The sequence below is a fragment of the Roseomonas sp. 18066 genome, from assembly GCF_902706185.1.
In the GTDB taxonomy this organism is placed as follows: domain Bacteria; phylum Pseudomonadota; class Alphaproteobacteria; order Acetobacterales; family Acetobacteraceae; genus Pseudoroseomonas.
On record NZ_CACSJM010000022.1, the window covers coordinates 1 to 25,663 of the forward strand.

The 25,663-nt window shown below is 71.5% G+C and carries 22 protein-coding genes and 1 riboswitch; of the genes, 13 read left to right on the forward strand and 9 right to left on the reverse strand.

The window, feature by feature from the left end:
* Positions 1-346 precede the first annotated feature (346 nt).
* A complete protein-coding gene (locus GVN67_RS06735) occupies positions 347-1,924 on the reverse strand; it encodes an ABC transporter substrate-binding protein (protein ID WP_159994086.1) in 1,578 nt (525 codons plus the stop codon).
* A gap of 138 nt (positions 1,925-2,062) precedes the next feature.
* On the opposite strand from GVN67_RS06735, the gene GVN67_RS06740 reads away from it, so the two are divergent.
* The 11 genes from GVN67_RS06740 (at position 2,063) to GVN67_RS06790 (ending at position 15,044) form a co-directional block, all read left to right on the forward strand.
* Positions 2,063-3,490, forward strand: a complete 1,428-nt coding sequence (locus tag GVN67_RS06740) for an amidase (RefSeq protein WP_159994088.1) — start codon at positions 2,063-2,065, stop codon at positions 3,488-3,490.
* A gap of 102 nt (positions 3,491-3,592) precedes the next feature.
* A complete protein-coding gene (locus GVN67_RS06745) occupies positions 3,593-4,777 on the forward strand; it encodes an ABC transporter substrate-binding protein (protein ID WP_159994090.1) in 1,185 nt (394 codons plus the stop codon).
* On the forward strand, positions 4,777-5,700 hold the full coding sequence (locus GVN67_RS06750; RefSeq protein WP_159994092.1) for a branched-chain amino acid ABC transporter permease: 924 nt from the start codon (positions 4,777-4,779) through the stop codon (positions 5,698-5,700). The genes GVN67_RS06745 and GVN67_RS06750 overlap by 1 nt, the downstream gene beginning before the upstream one ends.
* Positions 5,697-6,656, forward strand: coding sequence for a branched-chain amino acid ABC transporter permease (locus tag GVN67_RS06755; protein ID WP_159994094.1), 960 nt, complete (start codon positions 5,697-5,699; stop codon positions 6,654-6,656). The genes GVN67_RS06750 and GVN67_RS06755 overlap by 4 nt, the downstream gene beginning before the upstream one ends.
* A complete protein-coding gene (locus GVN67_RS06760) occupies positions 6,649-7,404 on the forward strand; it encodes an ABC transporter ATP-binding protein (protein ID WP_159994096.1) in 756 nt (251 codons plus the stop codon). The genes GVN67_RS06755 and GVN67_RS06760 overlap by 8 nt, the downstream gene beginning before the upstream one ends.
* A gap of 69 nt (positions 7,405-7,473) precedes the next feature.
* Positions 7,474-7,923 (forward strand): cupin domain-containing protein, encoded by a 450-nt coding sequence (locus GVN67_RS06765; RefSeq protein ID WP_159994098.1) that lies wholly within the window; start codon positions 7,474-7,476, stop codon positions 7,921-7,923.
* A gap of 7 nt (positions 7,924-7,930) precedes the next feature.
* Positions 7,931-9,157 (forward strand): flavin-dependent oxidoreductase, encoded by a 1,227-nt coding sequence (locus tag GVN67_RS06770; protein ID WP_159994100.1) that lies wholly within the window; start codon positions 7,931-7,933, stop codon positions 9,155-9,157.
* A gap of 5 nt (positions 9,158-9,162) precedes the next feature.
* The gene (locus tag GVN67_RS06775) at positions 9,163-9,921 is read left to right on the forward strand and encodes an alpha/beta hydrolase (protein ID WP_159994102.1); all 759 of its coding nucleotides are present in this window, start codon (positions 9,163-9,165) and stop codon (positions 9,919-9,921) included.
* A 178-nt stretch (positions 9,922-10,099) separates the two neighbouring features.
* Positions 10,100-12,136: a hydantoinase/oxoprolinase family protein gene (locus tag GVN67_RS06780; protein WP_159994104.1), complete on the forward strand. Its 2,037-nt coding sequence runs from the start codon at positions 10,100-10,102 to the stop codon at positions 12,134-12,136.
* Entirely contained in the window at positions 12,136-14,091 is a 1,956-nt protein-coding gene (locus tag GVN67_RS06785; protein WP_159994106.1) for a hydantoinase B/oxoprolinase family protein, read from the forward strand. Before GVN67_RS06780 ends, GVN67_RS06785 begins: the two co-directional genes overlap by 1 nt.
* Before the next feature lie 56 nt (positions 14,092-14,147).
* Positions 14,148-15,044 (forward strand): LysR family transcriptional regulator, encoded by an 897-nt coding sequence (locus tag GVN67_RS06790; protein WP_159994108.1) that lies wholly within the window; start codon positions 14,148-14,150, stop codon positions 15,042-15,044.
* Between the two features lie 230 nt (positions 15,045-15,274).
* On the opposite strand, the gene GVN67_RS06795 is transcribed toward GVN67_RS06790, so the two are convergent.
* A complete protein-coding gene (locus tag GVN67_RS06795; protein ID WP_159994110.1) occupies positions 15,275-16,279 on the reverse strand; it encodes a tripartite tricarboxylate transporter substrate binding protein in 1,005 nt (334 codons plus the stop codon).
* Between the two features lie 38 nt (positions 16,280-16,317).
* A complete protein-coding gene (locus GVN67_RS06800) occupies positions 16,318-17,193 on the reverse strand; it encodes an IclR family transcriptional regulator (protein ID WP_159994112.1) in 876 nt (291 codons plus the stop codon).
* A gap of 248 nt (positions 17,194-17,441) precedes the next feature.
* On the opposite strand from GVN67_RS06800, the gene GVN67_RS06805 reads away from it, so the two are divergent.
* Positions 17,442-17,690 carry a hypothetical protein gene (locus GVN67_RS06805; protein WP_159994114.1) on the forward strand — a complete coding sequence of 83 codons (249 nt, stop codon included), beginning with the start codon at positions 17,442-17,444 and terminating at the stop codon, positions 17,688-17,690.
* Positions 17,691-17,719: 29 nt separating this feature from the next.
* Here the strand turns inward: GVN67_RS06805 and GVN67_RS06810 are convergent, their stop codons facing one another.
* From GVN67_RS06810 to ada, 4 genes are all read right to left on the reverse strand, one after another.
* Complete coding sequence (locus GVN67_RS06810; RefSeq protein ID WP_159994116.1) at positions 17,720-19,231, reverse strand: calcium-binding protein; 1,512 nt, start codon at positions 19,229-19,231, stop codon at positions 17,720-17,722.
* A 99-nt stretch (positions 19,232-19,330) separates the two neighbouring features.
* The gene (locus GVN67_RS06815) at positions 19,331-19,801 is read right to left on the reverse strand and encodes a 6,7-dimethyl-8-ribityllumazine synthase (RefSeq protein ID WP_159994118.1); all 471 of its coding nucleotides are present in this window, start codon (positions 19,799-19,801) and stop codon (positions 19,331-19,333) included.
* Positions 19,802-19,895: 94 nt separating this feature from the next.
* Positions 19,896-20,053, reverse strand: a riboswitch (FMN riboswitch).
* Between the two features lie 58 nt (positions 20,054-20,111).
* Entirely contained in the window at positions 20,112-20,822 is a 711-nt protein-coding gene (locus GVN67_RS06820; RefSeq protein ID WP_235035040.1) for a 2OG-Fe(II) oxygenase, read from the reverse strand.
* 5 nt (positions 20,823-20,827) lie between these two features.
* The gene (gene ada / locus GVN67_RS06825) at positions 20,828-21,910 is read right to left on the reverse strand and encodes a bifunctional DNA-binding transcriptional regulator/O6-methylguanine-DNA methyltransferase Ada (protein ID WP_159994122.1); all 1,083 of its coding nucleotides are present in this window, start codon (positions 21,908-21,910) and stop codon (positions 20,828-20,830) included.
* A 210-nt stretch (positions 21,911-22,120) separates the two neighbouring features.
* Between ada and GVN67_RS06830 the strand changes: the two genes are divergently transcribed.
* A complete protein-coding gene (locus GVN67_RS06830) occupies positions 22,121-23,329 on the forward strand; it encodes an MFS transporter (RefSeq protein ID WP_159994124.1) in 1,209 nt (402 codons plus the stop codon).
* On the opposite strand, the gene GVN67_RS06835 is transcribed toward GVN67_RS06830, so the two are convergent.
* A complete protein-coding gene (locus GVN67_RS06835; RefSeq protein ID WP_159994126.1) occupies positions 23,300-24,538 on the reverse strand; it encodes an FAD-binding oxidoreductase in 1,239 nt (412 codons plus the stop codon). The genes GVN67_RS06830 and GVN67_RS06835 overlap by 30 nt on opposite strands.
* A 5-nt stretch (positions 24,539-24,543) precedes the next feature.
* Complete coding sequence (locus GVN67_RS06840; RefSeq protein WP_159994128.1) at positions 24,544-25,569, reverse strand: 4-hydroxyproline epimerase; 1,026 nt, start codon at positions 25,567-25,569, stop codon at positions 24,544-24,546.
* Positions 25,570-25,663: the final 94 nt, after the last annotated feature.

Below are 25,663 nucleotides of genomic sequence, written 5' to 3' on the forward strand. Positions count from 1 at the left end.
CCCTGATCGCCATCGCCCGCAAGCTGCTCACCATCCTCAATGCCATCCTCCAAAGCTCAACACCCTGGAGAACCACAACCTCCGCGAAGGAGCAGACCGCTTGACACCCAAGACAGTCGCTTCTTTTTTCTATCAGATTGCCATGTCCACGTGTTGACCACGGGCGAAACGGCCAGTCCGGATCACGACCTTTGAGGCTGCGCCGTCTTATATGATGGCGTCCCGCCGTGATGCCCTGGCACCATCACCGGTGATGCGCTGCCCGACGAACAGCCAGTGATAAAAAGAGATGATAGGGGGCCTGGGGGGAAGAATTCTTTCTTCCCCCCAGTCTTCAGTCTCTTCCCTACACTTCCACTTGCCAGAACATCGGAAAGCTCGACTCCACGAAATTCTTCAGCCGTGCGCGGTATCCGGCTGGCCGCGCGAACTGGCCCCACATCACCGAGGGCGTCAGCGCATAGGCCGCCGCCTGGATCTTCTCGGCCAGCGCCTGGCGGGCGGCCAGGTCGGGGGCGGCGGCGAATTGCTCCAGCAGGGTGGTGATGCTGGTGTCGCAGCTCCAGCCCGGATAGTCGGCGCAGTTGTTGGCCACGTAGAAATGCGTCAGCGGCGAGATATTGTCGACGCCGTTGGAATAGACCGGGAACAGGCTCCAGCCTTCGCGGCGGGCGCGGCGGGCCAGCACGGTGCCCCAATCCATCAGCTGCTCGTCGACGGTGAAGCCGGCCTGCTTCATGTTCTGCGCCAGCACCTGGCCGGCGGTCTGCGAGATCGAGCCCGCCACCTCCAGCATGATCACCGGCTCGCCCTTGTAGCTGGTGCGGGCGAGCTCCGCCTTCGCGGCGGCGATGTCCAGCTTGGCGACCGCGCCGCCGGCGGCGGTCTCCAGCGGCGTGCCGCACATCCAGAAGCTGGGGCAGGCATCGACGCGGTATTGCTCGGGGATGCCGATGGCCTGCATCACCTGGCTCTGGTCCACCAGCTTCCACAGCACCTGCCGCACGGCGGGGTCGGCGAAGGGGCCGCTGGCATGGTTCAGGCGGTAATTGCCCTGGAACATGTGGATGCCGCCCAGGCCGATCAGCTTGACCTGCCGGTTGCGGCCGAGCAGCGCCAGGTGGTCGAAGGGCAGGTACTGCATGTAGTCGATCTCGCCGGCGGTCAGCGCGCTGGCCCCCGTCGGGTCGTCGGGCATGGTCTTCAGCACCAGCTGCTCGATGCGCACGGCCTTGCCGCCGGCGAGGAAGTCCGGCTCCTCGGCGCGCGGCGAATAGGCGGCAAAACGCTCCAGCAGCATGCGGTCGCCGGGGCGGAACTGGTCGGCGCGGAAGCGGAAGGGGCCGGAGCCGATGATGTCCTTGATGCGCTGCTCGCCGGCGGCCTGGACGATGCGGGCGGGCATGATGAAGGGCACGGGCGCGTTCGGCTTGCCCAGCACATCGAGCATCAGCGGGAACGGCTTCTTCAAATTCATGCGGAAGCGGGAGGCATCGACCGCTTCCAGCTTGTCCAGCGCCGCCAGCAGCATGCGGCCCAGGCTGTCGCGCGCCGCCCAGCGGTTCAGCGAGGCGACGCAATCCGCCGAGGTCACCGGTGCCCCGTCATGGAAGGTCAGGCCCGACCGCAGGGAAAAATCCCAGGTCAGCTGGTCGGCCGAGACTGTGTGGCCTTCCAGCATCTGCGGCCGGATCTGGCCTTTGCCGTCCATGGCGAAGAGCGTGTCGAAGACATGGTAGCCGAAGCTGCGGGTGATCGCCGCGGTGGTGACATGCGGGTCGAGGATGACGACCTCGGATTCCAGCACCGCGGTCACCAGCCCGCCCGGGGCGGCGCGCGCCAGGCGGGGGGCGGCCAGGAACGGTAGCGCCGCGCCGGCGGCCAGGATCTGCCGGCGGCGCGGGCCGGCGGAAATGGGGTCCATGATCGTGCTCTCCCTGAAGCCGCTGTCTCTGGCGGGCTGCGCGGGGGAGGCCTCTGCGGACCTCTCATCGGCGCAGGCTTGCAGGATGATATATCCAATATCAGACTGGCGTCACCAGGAAAGCCGGAGCCCGCCGCGATGCCCGAAAGCCAGCCGACCCAGCTCACCGCCGCCCGCGCCGCGGCGCTGATCCGGGCGAAGAAGCTGTCCCCGGTGGAGTACACCCAGGCCGTGCTGGACCAGGCGTCGCGGCGCCAGGACCTGAACGCCTTCGCCACCCTGCTGCCCGAGGAGGCCCTGGCCGCCGCCCGGGTCGCCGAGCAGGCGGTGATGGACGGCCGCCCGCTCGGCCCGCTGCATGGCGTGCCGGTCAGCGTGAAGGACCAGGTGGACATGGCCGGTGTCGTCACCGGCCATGGCTCGGCGGTCTATGCCGACAACACGGCGGCCGCCGACGACATCCTGGTCCGCCGGCTGCGCGACTCCGGCGCCATCATCTTCGGCAAGACCCGGCTGCCGGAATTCGGCCATAAGGGCCTGACCGACAGCCCGGTCTATGGGCTGACCCCCAACCCCTGGGACAAGACGCGCACGGCGGGCGGCAGCAGCGGCGGCGCGGCGGTGGCCGTGGCGGCGGGGATCGGGGCGATCGCTCTGGGCACCGATGGCGCCGGCTCGGTGCGCATCCCGGCGGCCTGCTGCGGGCTGGTCGGGCTGAAGCCGACGCTCGGCGCCCTGCCCTGGCAGCAGGGCAGCGACACCTTCGGCAACTACACCTATGCCGGGCCGATGACCCGCAGCGTCACCGATGCGGCCGTCATGTTCACCGCTTTGGCCGGCCCCTGCCCGGCCGATCCCTGGAGCCTGAGCGCGACGCCCCCCCGGCTGAACCCGGCGCTGACCGGCAACGACCTGTCCGGCCTGCGCATCGGCTATATCGAGCGCGCCACCAATCCGCGCCTGGCCGCCGACATGGCCGAGGCCACCCGCGCCTCGCTGGCCGTGCTGGAGGGGCTGGGCGCCGAGGTCACCCCCGTCGCCGACCCGATCGACTGGATCGAGTTCCCGGCCCGCATCCTCTATCAGGGCAACTACGCCGTCTCGATGGCACGCCACCTGCCGCAATGGCAGAACCAGATGGACCCGGCGCTGCTGGCCTTCGTCGAGCGCGGCAATGGCTTCGACCTGCACGAATTCCGCCAGGGGCAATATGCGCGGACCCGGCTGTTCCGCAGCATCCAGGCGCTGTTCGGGCGCTTCGACCTGCTGGTGACGCCCACCCTCAGCCGCACGGCGCTGCCGGCAGATTTCGACGCCGCCAACGACCAGGTCGAGGTCGAGGGCGAGCTCTGCGGCATCACCCGCCAGGGCTGGAGCAGCTATGTCTACCCCTTCAACCTGACCGGCCATCCGGCGCTGACCGTGCCCAACGGCTTCGGCGCCGACGGGCTGCCGACGGCGGTGCAGCTGGTCGGCCCATGGGGCGGCGACCTGGACCTGCTGCGCTTGGCCGGGCTGCTGGAAGCGGCCGCGCCCTGGGCGGATTACTGGCCCCCCGAAGCCTGAACCGGCGCCACAGCCGAAAAAAATCTGCGCCACGGCCATCCTGGGACCTTGCCTGCGGGGGTCCGCCCTTTGCACTTTGTTCACAAACCCAGGGTGGCTTTCATGGACAGACGCTCCTTTCTCGGCGCCGGCGCCTCGCTGCTGGCCATGCCGGCGATCATTCCGGCCGCGCGGGCCCAATCCGCCGGCGTGAAGGTGGCCTTCGTCGCCACCCTCTCGGGCCCGGCGGCGGCGCTCGGCGTGCAGCTGCGCGACGGCTGGGCGGCCGGCATCAAGCATCTGGGCGGCAAGCTCGGCGGGCTGCCGGTCGAGACCCTGGTGATCGACGACGAGCTCAAGCCCGAGACCGCCCTGACCCGCGTCCGCGCCGCGCTCGACCGCGACAAGGTCGACTTCGTGGTGGGCGTGGTCTTCAGCAACATGCTGCAGGCGATCTTCCGCCCGGTGACCGAGAACGAGACCTTCCTGGTCACCGCCAATGCCGGCCCCTCGACCTTCGCCGGCCGCGGCTGCAGCCCGTTCTTCTTCACCACCGCCTATCAGAACGACCAGCCGCACGCGACCATGGGCCAGGTGGCGCAGGATTTCGGCTATAAGCGGGTCTTCGTGCTGGTGCCCAACTACCAGGCCGGCAAGGACGCCGCCGCCGGCTTCCGCAGCCGCTTCAAGGGCGAGGTGGTGGACGAGGTCTATGTCCCCCTCAACCAGCTCGACTTCGCCAACGAGGTGGCGAAGATCGCGGCGCTGAAGCCGGATGCCGTCTTCACCTTCATGCCCGGCGGCCTGGGCGTCGCGCTGGTCCGGCAGTATCGCCAGGCGGGCCTGGCCGATATTCCCTTCCTGTCCACTTTCACCGTCGACGAGGCCACCCTGCCCGCCCAGCGCGAGGCGGCGCTCGGCTTCTACACCGCCGCCACCTGGGCGCCGGACTTCGCCAATCCGCAGAGCCAGCGCTTCGTCCAGGACTTCATGGCCGACTACAACTATGTCCCGGGCAACTACGCAGCGCAGGCCTATGACGCGACCTCGCTGCTCGATTCCGCCGTGAAGGCGGTGGGCGGCAAGCTCGCCGACAAGGCCGGGCTGCGGGCGGCGATGGAGAAGGCCGACTTCACCTCGCTGCGCGGCAATTTCCGCATCGGCCGGAACCACTACCCGGTGCAGGACTTTTATCTGTGCAAGGTGGTGCAGCGGCCGGATGGGAAGTTCGCCACCTCCACCGTGCGCAAGGTTCTGTCCGACGATGTCGACCCCTATGCGGGCGAGTGCCGGATGCGCGCCACCTGATGACGGCTTCCTTGCTGATGCTGCAGCTCCTCAACGGGCTGCAGCTTGGAATTCTGCTGTTTCTCGTCGCCGCCGGGCTGACCCTGGTCTTCGGGGTGATGGACTTCATCAACCTGGCGCATGGCGCGCAATACATGCTGGGGGCCTATCTGGCGGCCTCGATCGGCGGGGCGCTTGGCAGCTTCTGGCTGGGGCTGCTGGCGGCGCTGCCCCTGTCGCTCGCCTTCGGCCTGGCGCTGGAATGGCTGGTCTTCCGCCATCTCTATGCCCGCGACCACCTGGCCCAGGTGCTGGCCACCTTCGGCGTCATCCTGGTGATCGACGAAGGCGTCCGCCAGCTCTGGGGCAGCGCGCCGCTCAACGTCCCGCAGCCCGAGGGTTTCTCGGGTGGCATCACCCTGATGGCGGGGCTCACCTATCCGAGCTTCCGCCTGGCCATCATCGTGGCGGGCCTCGCGGTCGCGGCGCTGATGTGGCTGGTGGTCGAGCGCTCCCGCCTCGGCATGCTGATCCGCGCTGGCGCCAGCAACGCGCCGATGGTCCGCGCGCTGGGCGTCGACACGGGTCGGCTGTTCCTCGGCGTCATCGGCGTCGGCGCCATGCTGGCGGGCTTCGCCGGCGCCATGGCCGGGCCGGTCTTCGCCGTGGTGCCGGGCATGGGCGACCAGGTGCTGATCCTGGCCTTCGTCGTCATCGTCATCGGCGGCATCGGCTCGATCCGCGGCGCCTTCGTCGCGGCGATCGCCGTGGGGTTGGTGGAAAGCCTCGGCAAGGCGCTGATGCCCGACCTGATGCGGCTGTTCCTCGACGCCGCTTCCGCTCGGCAGGCCGGGGCGGCGGTGGCCTCGATGCTGGTCTATGCGGTGATGGCGGCCGTCCTCGCCTGGCGCCCGGCCGGCCTGTTCCCGGCGGCGCGGGCATGACCCGGCTGCTGCGCCCCGCGCTGCTGCTGCCGCTGCTGGCCCTCGCCGCGCTGGCCGCCGCCCCCTTCCTCGGCTTCGGCGACCGTTTCGCCCTGACCCTGCTGGCGCGGGCCATGATCCTCGGCATGGCGGCGGTCAGCCTGTCGCTGCTGGTGGGCGGCGCCGGGCTGGCCAGCCTCGGCCATGCGGCGATGATGGGGATCGGCGCCTATGTGGTCGCCGCCCTGGACCTCGCCGGCATCACCGAGGGCGCCATCGCCTTCCCCGCCGCCATCCTGGCCGCGGCGGCCTTCGCGGGGGTGACGGGGCTGGTCGCGCTGCGCACCAGCGGCGTCTATTTCATCATGATCACCCTGGCCTTCGGCCAGATGCTTTTCTTTACGTTATCCGCCCTGTCGGCCCTCGGGGGGGATGACGGCTACACGCTCTACGGCCGCAACACCTTCCTGGGCGCCGACCTGCTGACCCCGCGGCTGAGCTTCCATTTCATCTGCCTCGGCCTGCTGGCCGCCAGCTGGGGGCTCTGCGCCCTGCTGCTGCGCAGCCGCTTCGGCCGCGTCCTGCGCGCCGCCCGCGAGAACCCGCTGCGCGTCGAGGCCCTCGGCTTCTCGCCCTTCCCCTACCGCCTCCTCGCCTACGTCATCGCCGGCGGCATCGCCGGGCTGGCCGGGGCGCTGCTGGCCAATGCCATGGAATTCGTCTCGCCGGCCGTCGCCTCCTGGCCGCGCTCGGCCGAGCTGCTCTTCATGGTCGTGCTCGGCGGCGTGGCGCAGCTGCCCGGCGCGCTGGTGGGCGCGCTCGCCTTCGTCCTGCTGGAGGAAGGCCTGGCCCATGCGATATCCGCCTGGAAGCTGGTCTTCGGCCCGCTGCTGGTGCTCTCGGTGATCTTCCTGCCCGGCGGCCTCACCGGCGGCCTCCCTTGGCGCCGCCGCAAGCAGGGGCGCGCCGATGCCTGAGCCCATCCTGGTCCTCGAAAACCTGGAAAAGCATTTCGGCGGGCTGGCGGTGACCCAGCAGGTCTCGCTCGACCTCCGCCCCGGCGAGATCCATGCCCTCATCGGCCCCAACGGCGCCGGCAAGACCACGCTGATCCACCTGGTCAGCGGCACGCTCCGCCCCGATGCCGGCCGCGTGCTGCTCGACGGCCGCGACGTGACGCGCCTGTCCCTGCCGCAACGCGCCCGCCTGGGCCTGGCCCGCAGCTTCCAGATCACCTGCATCATCCCAGGCTTCTCTGCCCTGGAGAACGTGGCCCTGGCGCTCCAGGCCCAGGACGGCTCCTCCTTCCGCTTCTTCCGCGCCGCCCACCGCGAAGCCCGCCTCAACGACGCCGCCCGCGAAACGCTCGACGAGGTCGGCCTCGGCGCCCGTGCCACCATCCAGGCCGGCGCCCTCTCCCACGGCGAGCGCCGCCAGCTCGAGCTCGCGGTCGCCATCGCCACCAGGCCGCGCCTGCTGCTGCTCGACGAGCCGCTGGCCGGCGCCGGACCAGAAGAGACCGAGCGGCTCATCGCCCTCCTCGAACGCCTCAAGGCGCGCTGCCCCATCCTCCTCGTCGAGCACGACATGCAGGCGGTCTTCGCCCTCGCCGACCGCATCTCGGTGCTCGCCCAAGGCAAGCTCATCGAAACGGGCACGGCCGACGAAATCCGGACACACCCGGAAGTCCGGGCGGCCTATCTGGGCGAGGACGAACTCGCATAGTAAAGAAAGGCTGGGGAATGAATTCCCCAGACCCCTTCTTTTTTCTATTTCATAAGAGGAACGAACAGGATGACCTTCCCCTTTCCTGAAGCAGGCGTGACCCGCGCCGGCGAAGGCCTCGGCGGCATCACCTGGGATATCCTCGGCCAGACCTACAAGCCGGTGCAGCTGTCGGAAGCCTCCTTCGCCTTCGACACCCTCTTCCCGCCCGGCACCTTCGTGCCCCCCCATATCCACCCCGACCAGGATGAATTCATCCGCATCCTGGAAGGTGAATTCGAGCTCCTCCTCGACGGCGACGAATTCAAGGCCACAGCCGGCGACCTGATCCGCATGCCCAAAGGCTCGACCCACGGCATCTTCAACCGCAGCGACGCGCCGGTCCGCGCCCTCTTCTGGGTCGCCCCCTCGCGCAAGCTGTTTGAGCTGTTCACCAGGCTGGACCGCCTGACCGACCCCGCCGAGGTCGTCCGCGTCTCCGCCGAGCACAACATCCACTTCCTGCCGCCCCCGGGCTGAGGCCACCGTGTCGATCCTGATCGCGGGGGGCGGCATCGGCGGCCTGACGCTCGCCCTGATGCTGCGAGCCCGCGGCATCGCCTGCACCGTGCTGGAGGCGGCGGAAGACATCCGCCCGCTCGGCGTCGGGATCAACGCCCTGCCGCATTGCATCCGCGAGCTGGCGGCGCTCGACCTGCTGCCGCGGCTGGACGCCATCGCCATCCGCACCCGCCAGCTGACCTATGCCAACCACCGCGGCCAACCGATCTGGTCCGAGCCGCGCGGCACCTATGGCGGCCACGACGTCCCGCAATTCTCCATCCATCGCGGCCGGCTGCAGGCCATGCTCTGGCAGGCCGCCGCCGAGCGCCTGCCGCAAGGCGCGCTGCGCTGCGGCCACCGCCTGCTGGGCTTCACCCAGGACGCCGAGGGCGTCACCGCCCGCTTCGCCACGGCCTCCGGCGAGGTCACGCTGCAAGGGGCCGCGCTGATCGGCGCCGACGGCATCCATTCGACCTTGCGCGCCCTGCTGCACCCCGAGGATGGCGGCATCCGCTGGAACGGCATCCAGATGTGGCGCGGCGCGGTGGACTGGCCCGCCTTCGACGGCGGCGACGCCATGGTCATCGCCGGCGATGCGGTGGCCAAGCTGGTCCTCTACCCCATCGCCCCCGGCCTGACGCCCGAGACCCGCCTGACAAACTGGGTGATCTACGCCAAGACCGGCGATGACGGCTCTGCCCCGCCCCGGCGCGAGGACTGGTCGCGTCGCGGCCGCCTGGACGACTTCCGCCACCTGGTCGACCGCCTGTCGCTGCCCTTCAACGACACGGCGGCGATGATCGGCGCGACCGCCGAGATCTTCGAATACCCGATGGTCGACCGCGACCCGCTGCCCTGGTGGACCCAGGGCCGCGTCAGCCTGCTGGGCGATGCGGCGCATGCCATGTATCCGGTGGGGTCCAACGGGGCGTCGCAGGCGGTGCTGGATGCGCGCTGCCTGGCCGACCTGATGGCCGAGCACGCCGCCCCGGAGGCGCTGGCCGCCTACGACGCCACCCGCCGCCCGGCGACGACGGCCATCGTGCAGTCCAACCGCCTGGGCGGGCCTGAGCGGGTGATCGGGCTGGTGGCGCAGCGCGCGCCGGACGGCTTCGCCGCTATCGGCGATGTCGCGACCCCTGAAGAGATCGCCGCCATCTGCGGCGGCTATGCGCAGCTCGCCGGCTTCGCGCGGCCGGCCGGAGGCTGACCGCGATGGATGCTCGCTGGAACTACCTGGACGGCCAGCTGCGCCCCAGCCAGCCGGCGCTGCTGGAACGCTTCCTGGCCGACAGCGCCGCCGCGGTGGCCGAGCTGGCCCCCGACCTGGACCTGGCCTATGGCCCGCATCCGCGCATGGTCTTCGACGGCTTCCGCGCCACGGCGCCGTGGCGGGGGACGCTGCTGTGGTTCCATGCCGGATACTGGCAGGCGCGCGACAAAGCGCTGTTCCGCTTCCTGGCGCCTCCACTGGTGGCGATGGGGCTGGACGTCGCTGTAGTGAACTATCCTCTGTGCCCGGATGTCTCGCTGGACGCGCTGCTGGCGGCGACGCGGGAAGCGGTGCCGGCGGTGGCCGACTGGGCCGGGCGCGGCGGCGCGGGGATCATCGCCGCGGGGCATTCGGCGGGGGGGCATATCGCGGTGGAGCTGGCCCTGGCCGGGGTTGCGCTGGCGGGGGTCGTCGCCGTCTCGGGCGTCTATGACCTGGTGCCGCTGCTGGGGACGCCGTTGAACGACAAGCTGCGGCTGGATGGCGAGGCGGCGCGGCGGTTGTCGCCGTTGTTCCGCGTCGGGGCTGGGCCGCCGCGCGGGTTGTTCGCCGTGGGCGGGACGGAGACGCCGGCCTTCCTGGCGCAGAATGCCGCGATGGCCGCCGCTTGGGGCGCTGTGCCGGTCGTGGTGCCGGGTGCCGACCATTTCTCGGTGTTGGAGTCGGTGCCTGCCCTGATCGAAGGCTGGCTGACCGCCTGAGGGGTTGCGTCCCGCGGTGCTGCCTTGGGCGGCAGCACTGGCAGAAGGAAGAAGGGGGTTCGGGGGAATTCATTCCCCCGACCTTATAACTTCTGGCTATAGCCGACCCTCATCATAGCAATAGCCGTCGCGCCTGTTGCGCCGCACCCTGTCCCCTTGGTTATGGAGAGGGGCGAGCATGGCCTGGCGCGTCGGCGTGGATATTGGCGGCACATTCGCGGATTTCGCCGCGCTGGACCTGGAGAGCGGGCAGCTTTCGACGCTGAAGGTGCTCACCACCCCCACGGCGCCGGGCGAGGATGTCGCTGCCGGGCTGCGCCGGCTGGTCGCCGACGAGGGGCTGCGGCCCGAGGCGGTCGAGCGTTTCGTGCATGGCACGACGGTCGGCGTGAACACCATCATCCAGCGGCGCGGGACGCGGCTGGCGCTGTTCACCACCGCCGGCTTCACCGACATGCTGGAGCTCGCCCGGCTGCGCATGCCGGACCCGTACAGCCTGTTCTGCGAGCGCCCTGAGCCGCTGGTGCCGCGCGAGCATGTCTTCGGCATCGTCGAGCGGATGGACGCCGAGGGGCGGACCTTGCAGGCGCCCGACGTCGCGACCGTGACCGCGGCCCTGGCGGCCGCGCGCGCCGCGGGCTGCGAGGGCATCGTCGTCTCCTTCCTGCATGCCTGGCGCAACGACGCGCATGAGCAGGCCGTGGCCACCTTGCTGGCCGAGCTGGCGCCGGAGATCTTTGTCTTCCGCGGCAGCGAGGTCTGGCCGGCGATCCGCGAATATGAGCGCACCACCACGGCCGTGCTGAACGGCTATGTGCATCCGCGCATCGACGCCTATCTGGAACGGGTCGAGGGCCAGCTGAAGGCGGCGGGCATCGCGGCGCCCTTGCTGCTGACGACCTCGGCGGGCGGCACCATGACGGCGCAGCGCGGGCGGCGGGATTGCGTCGGCATGCTGCTGTCGGGCACGGCCTCCGGCGTCGTCGGCGCCGGCGTGGTGGCCAAGGCGGCCGGCGTGCCGGCGGTGCTGACGCTCGATGTCGGCGGCACCAGCGCCGACGTTGCCCTGCTGATCGACGGCGTGCCGGCCTTCGGCAGCGGCCAGACCATCGGCGAGTTCCCGCTCGCCATCCCGACCGTCGCGGTGATCTCCAGCGGCCAGGGCGGCGGCTCGATCGCGCGGCTCGACGCGCAGGGCGTGCTGCAGGTGGGGCCGGAAAGCGCGGGCTCGACCCCCGGCCCGGCCTGCTTCGGCCGCGGCGGCGAGCGCTGCACGGTGACCGACGCGGCGCTGCTTTGCGGCATCCTCGGCCAGGGCGAGCTCGGCTTCGGCGCCATCGCCCCGGACAAGCGCCTGTCGGAGGCCGCCATCGCGCCGATCGCGACGGCGCTCGGCAGCGATGCGGCGACGGCGGCGGAGGGCGTGCTGAAGGTCGCCATCAGCGGCATGCTGGTCGAGATCGACAAGCTGCTGGCCCGCGCCGGGCTGCATGCCAGCGAGCTGACCCTGATGCCCTTCGGCGGCGCCGGCCCGATGCTGGGCGCGCTGCTGGCCGAGACCGCCGGCATCCGCCGCGTGCTGGTGCCCCCCGTTCCGGGGACGCTTTGCGCGCTGGGCGCGCTGGCGGCCGACCTGCGGCGCGACACCATGCGCACCGTGCTGCTGCCGCTGCAGGATGCCTCCTGGACGGCGATCGCCTCGGGCTTCGCGGCCATCGCCGGCGAGGCGGAAGCCGCGCTGGCCGAGATGGGCGGCGCCGGCGAGAGCAGCCTGCAGATGGCCGCCGACCTGCGCTATCGCGGCCAGTCCTTCGAGCTGGAGGTGCCGGTGACGGCGGCCCTCCTCGCGGCGCCGTCCGCCGATGCCCTGGCGGCGCTGTTCCACGCCGCGCATGACGAAGCCTTCGGCCATAGCGACCCGGGCGCGCCCGTCGAGGTGGTCAGCCTGCGCGCCGCCGCCCGCCGCGCCGCCCCCCCGGTGCCGATGCCGCGCCGCCCGCTGGTGGATGCGGTGATCGCGCCGGAAAAGAAGATCGAGCTGCGGCTGGAGGGCGCCTGGCGCGAGGCCGGGCTCTATCGCCGCACGCAGCTGCATCCGGGCGGGCGCCTGTCGGGCCCCGCCATCGTCACCCAGTCCGACTGCACCGTGCTGATCCCCGCCGGCTGGAGCGCCAGCACCGACGAACTCGGCAACCTCGTGATGGAGCACATCTGATGCGCACCGATCCCGTCACCCTGCAGGTGCTGCGCAACCACTGCCGCGCCGCCGCCGAGAGCATGGCGACCACCCTCTACCGCACCGCGCATTCGACCTTCGTCAAGGAGACCGAAGACTTCACCATCCAGCTGCTGGATGCGAACGGAAAAACCTGCGCGGTGCCGCTGGATCTGGGCGCCACCTGGTATCCGGGCGTCGACTACGAGGCGGCGATCGCCCTGGTGCCGGGCGGCTACCAGCCCGGCGACATCGCCATGACCAGCGATCCCTATTCCGGCTATCTGTCGACGCATTCGCCTGACACCAACATGTGGAAGCCGGTGTTCCATGACGGCGAGATCATCGCCTTCGCGGGCGGCCATATCCACAATGTCGATGTCGGCGGTGCGGTGCCGGCCAGCCTGTCGCGGACGCTCACGGAAGTGCACCAGGAAGGGCTGCGCATCCCGCCGAGCAAGCTCTATCACGCCGGCAAGCTGGACGAGACGCTGCTGCGCACCATCCAGACCAATGTCCGCGTCCCCGACCAGAACTGGGGCGACCTGAAGGCGCTGGTCGCCGCCGTGAACACCGGCGAGCGCCGCATCCTCGACCTGGTGCGCCGCTTCGGCGTGGCGACCATGGTCGACGGCCTGGCCGACCTGCTCGACTACGGCGAGAAGCAGGCCCGCGCCGTGCTGGCCGGCCTGCCCGACGGCACCTACCGCTTCTGCGACTATTGCGACGAGGACGGCGTCGGCGGCGATCCGCTGCGGCTCAGCCTGACCTTGCGCATCCAGGGCGATTCCGCCGAGCTCGACTTCACCGGCACCGACCCGCAGACGCTCTGCTCGATGAACGTGCCCACCGGCGGCCATCCGCGGCATTCGCTGGTGCTGGTCGGCGTCTACTACGTGCTGTCGGCGCTGCATCCCGGCATCACCCTGAACTTCGGCACCACCCGGCCCTTCACCTGCATCATGCCGGAAGGCAGCGTGGTGAACCCGATCGCGCCGGCGGCCGTCGGCATGCGCAGCCTGACCTGCGCCCGCCTGCGCAGCCTGGTCTTCGGCGCCTTCGCCCAGGCCGCGCCCGAGCGGCTGCCGGCGGCCCCCGCCGGGTCGTCGTCGATCATCAACCTGGCGGCCGAGAACATCCGCACCGGCCGGCGCAGCATCACCGCGGTGGCGCCGATCGTCGGCGGCGGCGGCGGCATGCCGCATCGCGACGGCACCGACGGCTCCGGCGCCGACGCTGCCTACCTCAAGAACAGCCCGGTCGAGATCACCGAGGCCGAGGCGCCGATCCGCATCCTGCGCTACGGGCTGATGCCCGACACCGGCGGCGCCGGCGCGCATCGCGGCGGCCTGGCCACCGTGCTGGAATTCAGCACCGACGCGCCCGACGCGACGGTGACCGCGCGCAACCGCGACCGCTCGATCTTCCAGCCCTGGGGCATCCTGGGCGGCCGCCCCGGCGCGCCCAGCAGCTTCACCCTGAACCCCGGCACCGACCGCGAGCAGGACCTGGGCAACACCGACCTGCTGAACCCGGCCCCGGGCGACGTGGTGCGCATCGTCTCCCCCGGCGGCGGCGGCCGCGGCGACCCGGCGACCCGCCCGGTGGACGCCGTGCTGCGCGACATCCGCGCCGGCCGCCTCAGCCCGGCGGCGGCCCGCGACGACTACGGCGTGGTGCTGGACGCCACCGGCACGCTGGACCAGGCCGCCACCACCGCCCGCCGCGCCGGCATGACCCCGCGCGACGGCTTCGATGGCGGCCGCGCCCGCCGCGCCCATGAGGCGCGCTGGACCGAGGAAGCCTATGCCGTCTTCGGCCGGCTGATGGACAGCCAGCCGCCGGCCTGGCGCGGCCGGCTGAAACGCCAGGTCTATGCCGCCGTGCGCGCCGCGCCGGACCGGTCGGCGGCCGAGGTGATCGCCGCCTTCACGCCCCCCGCCCGCCGCGGCTGACGGCAAGCCCGGCCGCAGGAACCCCTCCTGCGGCCGGCCCGGCTTCGGGGTATGCTATGGCGGTGAACGCCCGCGACATCGAGATCTTCCGCGCCGTGATGCAATGCGGCTCGCTCAGCGCGGCGGCGCAGGTGCTGCACGTGTCGCAGCCGGCGCTGTCCAAGGCGCTGCGCCATTGCGAGGACCGGCTGGGCTTCCAGCTGTTCCAGCGCCGCTCCGGCCGCCTGGTGCCCACTGGCGAGGCCCAGACCCTGCTGCCCGAGGCCGAGCGCCTGTTCCAGGAGCTGCAAGGCTTCAAGAGCTTCGCCCGCGACCTGGGCAGCCATCGCGGCGGCCTGCTGCGCCTCGGCGCCACGTCTTCGCTGGCCGTCTCGGTGGTCCCCCAGGCCGTCGCCGCCCTGAAGCGCGAGCGCCAGGAAGCCCGGCTGACCCTGCACCTGCTGCCGGTCCGCGAGCTCGGCGAGGCGCTGCTGGCCCGCCGCCTCGACATCGGCCTGGCCATGACACCCATGCCGCTGCCCGGGCTGCGCACCACCGCCCTCGGCAGCCTGCCCTGCGTCGTCGTGCTGCCCGAGGCCCATCCGCTCGCCCGCCACGCCACGCTGCGCCCGGCCGACCTGCGCGGCGAGCCGGAAGTGGGCTTCGCCGGCTGGCAGGATTTCGGCCATAGCCTGGACCTGGCCTTCGCCCAGGACGACGCGCCCCGCAACCTGGCGGTGGAAGTGGGCACGACCGTCAGCGCCGTGGCCCTGGTGCAGGAAGGCGTCGGATTCGCCATCCTCGACGGCCTCGCCGCGCGCCGCCTGCCGCCAGGCGTGGTGTCGCGGCCCTTCCTGCCCGAAGTGCGGCGGGATGTGCTGATGCTGCAAAGCGAGGCGCTCGGCGCATCAGCTTTGGTCGATAGGCTGAAAGAATTGTTGGTAGAGAAAATCAGGAACAGGCCAGGGGAATGAATTCCCCTGGACCCCTTCTTTTTTCTGATCACCGGCCGTGACCAGACCAGCGCTTCATCACAAACGACACCAGGGCATCACGGCGGAACGCCATCATGAAAAAACAGCGCGACCTCAAAGGTCGCGCTGCCCACTGGCCATTTCACGTACCGTGTCCACGTGGACACGGCAGTCAGACAGAAAAAAGAAGGGGGTCTGGGGGAATTCATTCCCCCAGCCTGCCAAATTCTTCAGTCTGCCCGAGCGCCCGAGGCCTTCACGATCGGCACCCAGTAGTCGATCTCCTCGCGCAGGAAGCTGGCGAAGCGGGCCGGGGTGTAGTCGTGGAACGGCGGCAGGCCCATTTCCTTGTCCAGGCGCGCGATGACATTGGGGTCGCGCAGCGCGGTGTCGACCGCCTTGGCCAGCTTGTCGATCACGGCGGGCTGCGTCGTCGGCGGCGCGAACAGGCCGAACCAGGAATAGGCCTTGTAGCCCGGCAGGCCGGCCTCGGCGCTGGTCGGCACGTTCGGCAGCACGGAGGAGCGTTCGGCCGTCGCCATCACCAGCGCCTTCAGCGCGCCGGTCTCGACATGCGGCTTCATCAGGCCGGGGACGTCGGCGGTGAAGTCGACATAGCCGGCGAGGAGGTCGTTGAAGACCGGGCCGCTGCCGCGATAGGGCACGTGCACCGCCTGGGTGCCGGTCTGCTGCAGCAGCGCCACGCAGGAGATATGGCCCGAGCTGCCGTTGCCGGCGCTGCCATAGGTGTACTTGCCCGGGTTCGCCTTCAGCAGCGCGATGAATTCCTGCAGCGTGTTGACGCCGAGATCCTTGCGCACGGCGATGCCGATCGGCGCCAGCACCGCGGGCGCCACCGGGGCCAGGTCCTTGACCGGGTCGTAGGGCAGCTTGCTGTACAGGCCGAGCGCCAGCGCCGTGGTCGAGACCGAGGCCATCAGGAAGGTGTAGCCATCGCCGGTCGCCTTGGCGACGTAGTCGGTCGCCGTGGTGCCGCCGGCGCCGGGGCGGTTCTCCACCACCACCGACTGGCCGAGGATCTCGGTCAGCTTCTGCCCCAGCACGCGGGTCGAGACATCGGTCGCGCCGCCGGCGGCGAAGGGCACGATGATGCGGATCGGCCGGTTCGGCCAGGCGGCTTCCTGCGCGAAGGCCGCGGGGGCCAGGGCAGGGGTCGCGAGCAGCGCCGGCGTCGCGGCCAGCAGGCTGCGGCGGCGCAGCGGGAGGGTGGTCATCAGGTCATCTCCGGCGGTAGGCAAGGTGGCGGGCGGGCTCAGCGGTCGGACGCGGCGCCGTGCCCGGGGTTGAAGCGGGCATGGGCGGTGGCGCTGGCGGTCAGCCCCGCCTCGATGGTCGCGGCCTCCTGGCGGATGCGGTCCAGGAAGGCCTGGCGGCCGGCGGCGTCGTGCCGGCTGGCGATGAAGTTGGTGGCCAGCGCCGCGGTCACGACATGGCCGCGCGGGCGGATCGGCACGCTGAGCACGGCCAGCCCCGAGATCAGCGAATCATCGCTGAGCAGATGGCCGTCCTGCTGCACCTGCTGCACGCGGCGGCGCACCTGCTCCAGGCTGGTGCCGAATTGCGGGTAGCGCGCGGCATTGGCGCCGAGCACGGCCTCGATCTCGGCCTGGGGCTGGGCGGCCAGGATGGCGGCGCTGCCGGCGCCGATGCCCAGCGGCATCATGCCGCCGATGCCCTGGGTCAGGCTCTCGATGACATAGGCGCCTTCCTGGCGGTCGACGACCAGGGCGTTCAGCCCGCTGCGCACGATCAGGTAGAAGGTCTCGCCGAACTCGCCCGACAGCTGCAGCAGCGCGGGGCGGCAGAGGCGGCGCAGCCCGCTGCCATCGGCCGCCTGGCCGGACAGGCCGAGCAGCGCCAGGCCCAGACGCAGGCGCTTGCTGCCGGCCACCCGCTCGACCCAGCCGTGGCGCTCGAGCGCGGTCAGCAGGCGGTGCGTGGTCGACAGGCTCAGCCCCTGCTGCGCCGCCAGGCGGGATAGCTGCAGCCCGTTATTGCCGGTCTGGCCGAGCGCCTGCAGCAGGCCGATGGCGCGGTCGAGCACCTGGATGCCGGATTCCGCCGGGCCTGCCGCGGCCGGGGCCGGCGGATTGGCATCGATGCCCTGCAGAGAAGGAAGGTTGTCCATTTCGCCGGCACCCTAGCCAGCCTTACGGCATCGCAGCAATTCCTTAATGCGGAATTCTTTGACTTTTTCCTTCCATCAGACGGAAACTTTGGGCTTGGCCGCAACAGTATCGCCCTGCGCCCCGCGCCTGAGACAATTCGTCATGATTCCGAGATAACCCGCATGATCGCCTCGACGATCCCAGGCGCTAGACTGCGTCGGCGCGCCGAGTCGCGCGCCCTTGCAAACGGCCATGGAGACGCGCCGGCATGAGCACCTCGGAACTGCAGCGGCTGACGACGGATCTGGCGCGGGATGTCGCGCTGCGGGCGCGGCTGGCGCCCGCCTTGGCCCCCGGCGCGCCCCCGGTGGAGGCGGCGGCGCTGCTGCAATCCGCCGGCTACCGCATCGGGCCCGAGCATCTGCGCCAGGCCGAGGCCGAGCTCGACGACGACACGCTGGACAGGGTGTCCGGCGGCCAGACCAACACCCGCAAGCCGACCTCGCCCTTCGACTGACCAGGTCGACTGCCCGGGGCGGCCCCGGATCAGGCGATGATCACCAGGTCGTCGAAATGCACCGGCACCCCGGTGCGGGCGATCAGGAAGCTGCCGCCCGGGGCAATGCCGTTGGCGTCGTAGCTGAGCACCCCGCCGATCGACAGGAACTGGCCGTGCGCCGCGCTTGCCGCCGTGGCGCCCGGTAAAAAGTAGCCGCTGGCGCCAAGGTCCATGCCGGCGACCAGCCCGCCGCCGAAGGCCGCGGCCGAGATCTCGATGACATCCTCGCCGGGCACATAGACCAGGGTGTCGTAGCCGTCATTCGGCGCCAGGATGCGGTAGTGGTCGATGCCGGCGCCGCCATCGAGGATGTCGTAGCCCGGGCCGCCCACCAGGATATCGTCCCCCGCGCCGCCCAGCAGCCGGTCCGCCCCGGCGCCGCCGTCGAGATAGTCGCGGCCGTCGCCGCCATCGAGGGTGTCGTTGCCGGCGCCGCCCTCCAGCCGGTTGTCGCCGGCATTGCCCAGCAGGCGGTTGGCGGTGTCGTTGCCGATGCCTTGCAGGTTGGCGAAGCCCATCAGCACCAGGTCGTTGACGAAGCCGCCGGCCAGCGAGACGTCGAGGATGCTGTAGACGGTGTCGATGCCCTCGGGGTTGGTCTCGATCACCTGGTCGCCGGGGTCGTCGACGAAGAAGCTGTCATTGCCCGGCCCGCCGATCATGCGGTCGGCGCCGGGGCCGCCGTCGAGCCGGTCGTCGCCATCGCCGCCCTCCAGGATGTCGTCGCCCGGGCCGCCCAGCAGCAGGTCGTCGCCGCCCATCCCCAGCAGCCGGTCGGGGCCGCCCAGCCCCTCCAGCCGATTGCCCAGGGCATTGCCGGTCAGAGTATTGGCCAGGCTGTTGCCGATGCCGTTCAGCGCGGGCCCCGCCAGGGTCAGCTTCTCGATGAACTGGCCGGACAGGTTGAAGTCGATGCTGGCGATGACGGTGTCGCTGCCCTCGCCGCTGAGCTCGATCACGCGGTCGCCCGGGTCGTCGACATAGAAGGTGTCATCGCCGGGCCCGCCATGCATGCGGTCGGCGCCCAGCCCGCCATCGATGATGTCGTTGCCGCCCAGGCCGAACAGCGTGTTGGCGGCGCGGTTGCCGGTCAGCCGGTTGTTCAGGGAATTGCCGGTGCCGTCGATGGCGGCGAGGCCGGTCAGCTCCAGATTCTCGATGAACTGGCCGGAGAGGTTGAAGCTGACGCTGGCCCGCACCGTGTCGGTGCCGGCGCCAGAGGCCTCCCGCACCCGGTCGGCCGGGTTGTCGACGATATAGAGGTCGTTTCCCAGCCCGCCTTGCATCAGGTCGGCGCCGCTGCCGCCATCCAGCAGGTCGTTGCCGTCGCCGCCGATCAGCGTGTCGGCGCCACCCAATCCGTACAGAAGGTCATCGCCGCCGGCGCCGTCGAGGAGGTCATCCTCCTCGGTGCCGTCCAGCCGGTCGGGGCCGGCGGTGCCGGTAGCCAGTCGATGGGTGGCCAGGCGCTGCGCCAGGATCGCCGATGTCACCGCCATCCGCGCTGGCCCTCCCCCTTCTGGTTCCCGCCGCGACACGGCGCGGCCCGTCATGGGCCGGGCGGCAGTCTGCCGCCCGGCAGGTGAAGGAAGGGTTGATCAGGCCGGCTGCAGCACCGCCTGCCGCTGCAGCGCGACCGCCGCCAGCGCCGCGCGCGCCACCTCGGCGCCCTTGAGCAGGAAGTGCTCGGCGAAGAAGCGCTGGTGCTCGGCATGCTCGTGGAAATGGTGCGGCGTCAGCACCGCCGAGAGCACCGGCACCCCGGTGTCCAGCTGCACCCGCATCATGCCGTCGATCACCGCCGTGGCCACGAAGTCATGCCGGTAGAGGCCGCCATCGACCACCAGGGCGCAGGCGATGATGGCCTTGAAGCGGCCGCTCCGCGCCAGGGTCTGCGCCAGCAGCGGAATCTCATAGGCGCCGGGCACGTCGAAGATTTCTGTCGCCTCGGCGGGCACGCCCTGGCGCGACATCTCGGCCAAAAAACCCTCGCGGCCGCGGCCGACGATGTCGGCATGCCAGCCGGCCTGGAGGAAAGCGAAGCGATCGGTTGAGAAAAGCTGGGGCATCTGATTCTTGGTCTCTCGTCGAAGGTCACCAGAATCAGGGCGCACGAGGCCGCCGGGCGCGCGCGGCCGATGGCCACGCCTCCCCCGAGGACGCCCGCGCTCTCTTCCATCCGGACTGTGACCGTCGGCCCCGGAATCACACCGGATCTGCTGACCCCGGAAGCCCTGTGCGGACCCCCGGGCGCTCGCGGGCTTCGGGGCTCGCACCCCGTCACCGCCGGTGGGGAATTGCACCCCGCCCTGAGAACGCTGCCCGCAAGCGGGCCCGGAAGGTCTAGGCCCGCGCGGCCGGGTTGGAAACCCCCCTCTGTCAGGCCGCGTCGTGCAGGATGACGCCGAGGGTGTAGCGTTCCGCCCGCGCCCGCCCCGGCCGCAGCGCCGAGACGCCATGCCGCAAGGTCACCCGATACATCCCCCGCGTGCCGCGGGCCGGGCGGTGGTGGACGGCGAAGATCACCGCCTCGCCCTGGACCAGCGGCACCACCATGGCGCGGGACTGCATGCGCGGCCGCTGCTCGGTGAGGACGAATTCGCCGCCCGAAAAATCATCCCCTGGGGTCGAGAGCAGGAAGGCCACCTGCAGCGGGAAGACGTTTTCGCCGTACAGGTCTTGGTGGAGGCAATTGTAGTCGCCGGCGCCGTAGCGCAGCAGCAGCGGCGTCGGCCGCGTCTGACCTGCCGCATGACAGCGCGCCAGGAAGTCCTGATGCGCGGCGGGGAAGCGCGTCTCCTGGCCCAGCGCCACCTGCCAGCGATTGGCCACCGGCGCCAGCTTTTCGTAGAGCCCCTCGCGAAGTTCCTGGACCAGCGGCGGCAGCGGATGGGCGAAGTACTGGTACTCGCCTTTGCCGAAGCCGTGCCGGGCCATGACGATGCGGCTGCGGAAGCGACCCTCCGGCGGGTCGGCATAGAGGGAAGCAAGCCCGGCGCATTGGGCGGGCGTCAGCAAGGGGCCGGTGGTGGCATGCCCCTCGCTGTCCAGCCGCTCGCCGATCGCCGCCCAGTCGAGCGCGTCCAGCACGCCCCTCACCGGCCGGCCTCGCGCTCGAGCAGCGCCTGCTTCCGCGCCAGGCCCCAGCGATAGCCGGCCAGCGCGCCGCCGGTGCGCACCACCCGGTGGCAGGGGATGACGACGGCGATCTCGTTGGTCGCGCAGGCGCGGGCGACGGCCCGCACCGCGGAAGGCTGGCCCAGCCGGGCGGCGACCTCGGCATAGCTTTCGGTGCGGCCCACGGGGATTTCCCGCAGCGCCTTCCAGACGCGCTGCTGGAAGGCGGTGCCGCGGATATCCAGCGGCAGGCTCTCCGCCCCGGGACCGGCCGGCTGCTCGACCAGCGCCACGACACGGGCCACCAGCGCCTCGAAATCCGCATCGCCGCCGATCAGCCGGGCCTTCGGGAAGCGGGATTGCAGCGCCTCCAGCAGCGGCTCCGGCGTGTCGCCCAGCTGGATGGCGCAGATGCCGCGCGCCGTCGCCGCCACCAGCACGCTGCCCAGCGAGCATTCGCCCAGCGCGAAGCGGATCTCGGCATCGCGGCCGCCATCCTTCCATTCGCCGGGGCGCATGCCCAGCAGCCCCTCGGCCTCGGCATAGAAGCGGCCATTGGAGCCGAAGCCCGCCTGGTGATAGGCCGCGGTCACCGTCTGCCCGGTCTCCAGCCCGTCGCGCAGCCGGGCGGCGCGGTGGGCTGCCGCATAGTCGCGCGGCGTCACCCCGGTCAGCGCCTTGAAGCGCCGGTGGAAATGAAAGCGGCTGAGGCCGACCGCCGCAGCCAGGCTTTCCAGCGGCGGGATTTCATCCGCATCCTCGATGATGCGGCAGGCCTGGGCGATGGCGGCGGCCTCCATGGCCTCCGGCGCCGGGCCGTCCGGGCGGCAGCGCTTGCACGGGCGGTAGCCGGCCTGCTCGGCCGCGGCCGGGGTGGCATGATAAGAGAGATTCTCGGGGCGCTTCGGGCGGGACGGGCAGCTGGGCCGGCAATAGACGCCGGTGGTCAGCACCGCATAGACGAAGCGGCCATCGGCGGCGCGGTCGCGCGCCTGCACCGCCTGCCAGCGCGCGGCGTCGCTCGAGAAATCCCGCAGGGTGGTCGTCGCATCCAGGGCCATGATCCGCATCCTGTGCCGGGGGCGTGGCGGCATGCCGGCGCCCGATGCCGCCAACCTGCCGGGCCGCCGCCCGCCGCGCGCTCCGCCGCTTGCGCGCGAATTCGGATTTGGGGCGCGGCGGCTTTTTCGGCAATGGCCGCAAGAAGCGGAGCGCCAGCCGGGCCGTCGCCAGGGCATGGGCTGGGCCTGTCCTTCCTGGAGACCGCGCCGATGCCCCGCTCCCCCTTCCCGCCCTTGCTCGGCGCCGCCGCCGGGCTGCATGCAGCCGACCAGGTGGCCATTGCCGCCCTGCCGCTGGCCGTCGTGCTCGGGCTCGGCGGCGATGCCGGGCAATTGGGCAGCATGCTGGCGCTGCAGGCGCTGGCCTGGCTGCTCTGGTCGCTGCCGGCCGGGCTGCTGGTCGATCGCTGGCCGCGCCGCCGCGTGCTGGCCCTGGCCTGCGCCAAGGCCGCGGCCGGGCTGGCCCTGGCGCTGGCCGGGCTGCAGTCCGGCGCCGTCTGGCTGCTCGGGTTGGGCAGCTTCCTCGGCGCCATGGGCACGGCGCTGTTCGTGCTGGCGGCCACCGCCGTGGTGCCGGCGCTGGTCGGCCCCACAGCCCGGCCGCGCGCCAATGCCCGGCTGGAGCTGGCCCGCGCCCTGGTCACCCTGGCCGCCCCCGTGGCCGTGGGGTCGCTGGCCGCCCGCGGCGCCCTGCCGCTGGCCTATGCGCTGGGCCTGGCGGGGGCGCTGCTGGCGCTGGGCTGCGCGCTGCTTCTGCCGGCGACGCCCCGGCCGGCCGCGACCGGCGGCCACCCGCTGGCCCTGCTGCGCGACGGCGCCGGTTTTCTGATCCGGCATCCGCTGCTGCGCGCCATCGGGCTCTGCGCGCTGTTCTGGAACATGGGGTTCTTCGCGTTGCTGACCGCCTTCGTGCCCTTCGCCCTGGGCCCGCTCGGGCTGGAGGCGGGGCGCATCGGCCTGGCCCAGGCCGGGCTGGGCGCCGGGCTGCTGGCCGGCGCGGCGCTGGCGCCATGGGCCCTGGCGCGCTTCGGCAATGGACCGGTGCTGCTGCAGGGGCCGGCGCTGTCGGCGCTGGCCCCGGCGCTGCTGCTGGCGGCGCCCTCCGGCACCGCCGGGCTGGTGCTGGCCATGCTGGCGCAGTTCCTGGTGGGCTTCGGGCCGATGCTCTGGCTGGTCTGCCAGCTGTCGATCCGCCAGGCGCTGGTGCCGCAGGCGCTGCTGGGCCGCGTCGGCGCCACGCTGCAGCTGGCCAATTACGGCGTGCGGCCCTTCGGCGCGCTGATCGCCGGGGGGCTCTCGGCGCGCTTCGGCCCGGCGGCGGGGGTGGCCTTCGCCGGGCTGTGCTTCGGCGCCTCCTTCCTGGTCATCGGCCTGGCGCGGCCGCGCCGGTCAGAAGCGGCCGGGGCTGAAGGCCGCTAGCGCCGGCTCGGCCGCGGTGCCGAAGAAGCTGGCGACCAGCCGCGCGCTGGTCGCCGCCAGGGTCAGGCCCAGATGCTGGTGCCCGGCGGCGACCACGGCATTCTCCAGCCCCGGCAGCCGGCCCAGCGCGGGCAGATAGTCGGGCAGGGTCGGGCGGTCGCCGCTCCAGCGCTCGGCGATGCCGGGGGCGGCGCCGTAGAGCTCCTTCAGATGGCTGGCGAGGACCTCGGCCCGGCGCCAGTTCGGCGGGCGGCCGGCGGCGCCGAATTCCACCGTGCCGGCCAGCCGGGTGCCCATCTCCATCGGCGTGGCGACGAAGCCGCGCTCGTTGAAGGTGGTGGGGAGCGCAAAGTCCGGCCCGCCGGGCGAGAGCATCACATGATAGCCGCGCTCCGCCGTCACCGGCAGGTTCACGCCCAGCTGCTTGGCGAGACCCGTGGTGGCGACGCCGGTGGCCAGGACCAGGGCGCTGACCGGCTGCTCGCCCTGCGGCAGGGTCAGCGCCGTGATGCGTCCGCCGTCCCGCTTGAAGCCGGTGACCGGCTGGGCCAGCAGCCCGCCGCCTTCGACGACGAATTTTTCGGCGAGCGCCCGCACCAGGCGATAGGGGTTCAGCACATGGGCGGCATCGGTGAAGATCCGCCCGCCCGCCGGCTTCTTTTTCAGGCCGGGGAGAAGCGACAGCACGTCCTCCGGCGCCAGGTCGCGCGTGCGGATGCCGAAGCGCGCCAGCGTCGGCGTCTCGGCCAGGGCTGCGGCCTTGCCCGCCTCGGTCTCGAAGACGTTCAGCGCGCCCTGCTGGCGCATGATCGAGGCCAGGCCGGACAGGCCGAGCTCGGTCTCCCAATCCGCCCGCGCCGTGGCCAGCAGCCCGGCCAGCGCCGTGGTCCCGGCCTCGACCCGGCCGGGCATGCTGGCGGCGGCGAAATGGCGCAGCCAGGGCAGCATCGCGGGCAGGCCCATCCAGCGCAGCGTCAGCGGCCCCAGCGGCTTCACCAGCATGGCGGGCACGGCGCGCAGCACCTCCGGCCGCGCCAGCGGGCGGATATGGTCGATGGCGATATGCCCGGCATTGCCGAAGGAGCAGAGGCTGCCCGGCGGCGCCGGATCCACCAGCAGCACGCGATGCCCGGCCCGCTGCAGCGCGCGGGCGCAGGCGACGCCGATGACGCCGGCGCCGACGACGCCGATCGGGGGAGGGCTGGCCATCCGCGTCAGACCAGGAAGCCGGCGCGCAGCGGGTCGCGCTCGCGCACGAAGATGGTGTTCAGCCCATGCGTGCGGGCCCAGCCGGCCACGCTCGGGATGATGGCGTCATGGTTGCCGACGCGCGAGGCATCCTCGACGCGGCCGTCGAACATCGTGCTGATGATGCTCTCATGGATGAACTCGTCGCCCACCGCCAGCTTCCCTCGCGCGGAAAGCTGCGCCATGCGCGCCGAGGTGCCGGTGCCGCAGGGCGAGCGGTCGATGGCGCGGTCGCCGTAGAAGACGGCGTTGCGCGCATGCGCCCGCTTGTCGCGCGGCGCGCCGGTCCACATGATGTGGCTGACGCCGCGGATGGTGGCATCGTCCGGGTGGGCGACCTCGATGATGGCGTTCAGCCGCCGGCGCAGCTCGGGGCTGTAGCGCAGCACGTCATCGGCCGAGAGGCTTTCGAGGCCGGCGAAGCCCGGCTGCGGCTCGACGATCGCGTAGAAATTGCCGCCATAGGAAATGTCGACGCGCAGCATCCCCATCCCCGGCAGCTCGACCTCGACCTCGGGCAGCGCCAGGTAGGAAGCAATATTGCGGATGCGCACGCTGTCGATGTGCTCGCCATTGCGCTCATAGGTCGCGACGACGCGGCCGGCGGGGACGTCGAGCTTCAGCACGCCCTCCTTCGCCGGACGCGCCAGGCCGTTCTCCAGCGCCATGGTCACGGTGCCGATGGTGCCGTGCCCACACATCGGCAGGCAGCCCGAGACCTCGATGAACAGGACAGAAACGTCGCCGTCCTCGCTGGTTGGCGGGTAGAGGATCGAGCCCGACATCACCGAATGGCCGCGCGGCTCGAACATCAGCGAGCGGCGGATCCAGTCATGGTGCTGCAGGAAGTCCTGCCGCTTCTCGCTCATGGTCGCGCCCTTCAGAAAGGGGGCGCCGCCGGTCACCAGCCGGACCGGGTTGCCGCAGGTATGCCCGTCGATGCAGGCGAAGCTGTGGTTGCCCGGCGGCACGGGGGTCGCGACGCCTTCCATCAGCGCGGCGCCAAGCCAGGAATACGGGAAGCGCGCATGCTACGTCCTCCTTCGCGGGTCGCCGCAGGGATGGCGAAGTCTGGCACCGCGCCGC

Excerpts from the sequence above, each read along its gene's own strand:
- GVN67_RS06735 (WP_159994086.1), bottom strand. The coding sequence starts at position 1,924 with ATGGACCCCATTTCCGCCGGCCCGCGCCGCCGGCAGATCCTGGCCGCC.
- GVN67_RS06740 (WP_159994088.1), top strand. The coding sequence starts at position 2,063 with ATGCCCGAAAGCCAGCCGACCCAGCTCACCGCCGCCCGCGCCGCGGCG.
- GVN67_RS06745 (WP_159994090.1), top strand. The coding sequence starts at position 3,593 with ATGGACAGACGCTCCTTTCTCGGCGCCGGCGCCTCGCTGCTGGCCATG.
- GVN67_RS06750 (WP_159994092.1), top strand. The coding sequence starts at position 4,777 with ATGACGGCTTCCTTGCTGATGCTGCAGCTCCTCAACGGGCTGCAGCTT.
- GVN67_RS06755 (WP_159994094.1), top strand. The coding sequence starts at position 5,697 with ATGACCCGGCTGCTGCGCCCCGCGCTGCTGCTGCCGCTGCTGGCCCTC.
- GVN67_RS06760 (WP_159994096.1), top strand. The coding sequence starts at position 6,649 with ATGCCTGAGCCCATCCTGGTCCTCGAAAACCTGGAAAAGCATTTCGGC.
- GVN67_RS06765 (WP_159994098.1), top strand. The coding sequence starts at position 7,474 with ATGACCTTCCCCTTTCCTGAAGCAGGCGTGACCCGCGCCGGCGAAGGC.
- GVN67_RS06775 (WP_159994102.1), top strand. The coding sequence starts at position 9,163 with ATGGATGCTCGCTGGAACTACCTGGACGGCCAGCTGCGCCCCAGCCAG.
- GVN67_RS06780 (WP_159994104.1), top strand. The coding sequence starts at position 10,100 with ATGGCCTGGCGCGTCGGCGTGGATATTGGCGGCACATTCGCGGATTTC.
- GVN67_RS06785 (WP_159994106.1), top strand. The coding sequence starts at position 12,136 with ATGCGCACCGATCCCGTCACCCTGCAGGTGCTGCGCAACCACTGCCGC.
- GVN67_RS06790 (WP_159994108.1), top strand. The coding sequence starts at position 14,148 with ATGGCGGTGAACGCCCGCGACATCGAGATCTTCCGCGCCGTGATGCAA.
- GVN67_RS06795 (WP_159994110.1), bottom strand. The coding sequence starts at position 16,279 with ATGACCACCCTCCCGCTGCGCCGCCGCAGCCTGCTGGCCGCGACGCCG.
- GVN67_RS06800 (WP_159994112.1), bottom strand. The coding sequence starts at position 17,193 with ATGGACAACCTTCCTTCTCTGCAGGGCATCGATGCCAATCCGCCGGCC.
- GVN67_RS06805 (WP_159994114.1), top strand. The coding sequence starts at position 17,442 with ATGAGCACCTCGGAACTGCAGCGGCTGACGACGGATCTGGCGCGGGAT.
- GVN67_RS06810 (WP_159994116.1), bottom strand. The coding sequence starts at position 19,231 with ATGGCGGTGACATCGGCGATCCTGGCGCAGCGCCTGGCCACCCATCGA.
- GVN67_RS06815 (WP_159994118.1), bottom strand. The coding sequence starts at position 19,801 with ATGCCCCAGCTTTTCTCAACCGATCGCTTCGCTTTCCTCCAGGCCGGC.
- ada (WP_159994122.1), bottom strand. The coding sequence starts at position 21,910 with ATGGCCCTGGATGCGACGACCACCCTGCGGGATTTCTCGAGCGACGCC.
- GVN67_RS06830 (WP_159994124.1), top strand. The coding sequence starts at position 22,121 with ATGCCCCGCTCCCCCTTCCCGCCCTTGCTCGGCGCCGCCGCCGGGCTG.
- GVN67_RS06835 (WP_159994126.1), bottom strand. The coding sequence starts at position 24,538 with ATGGCCAGCCCTCCCCCGATCGGCGTCGTCGGCGCCGGCGTCATCGGC.
- GVN67_RS06840 (WP_159994128.1), bottom strand. The coding sequence starts at position 25,569 with ATGGAAGGCGTCGCGACCCCCGTGCCGCCGGGCAACCACAGCTTCGCC.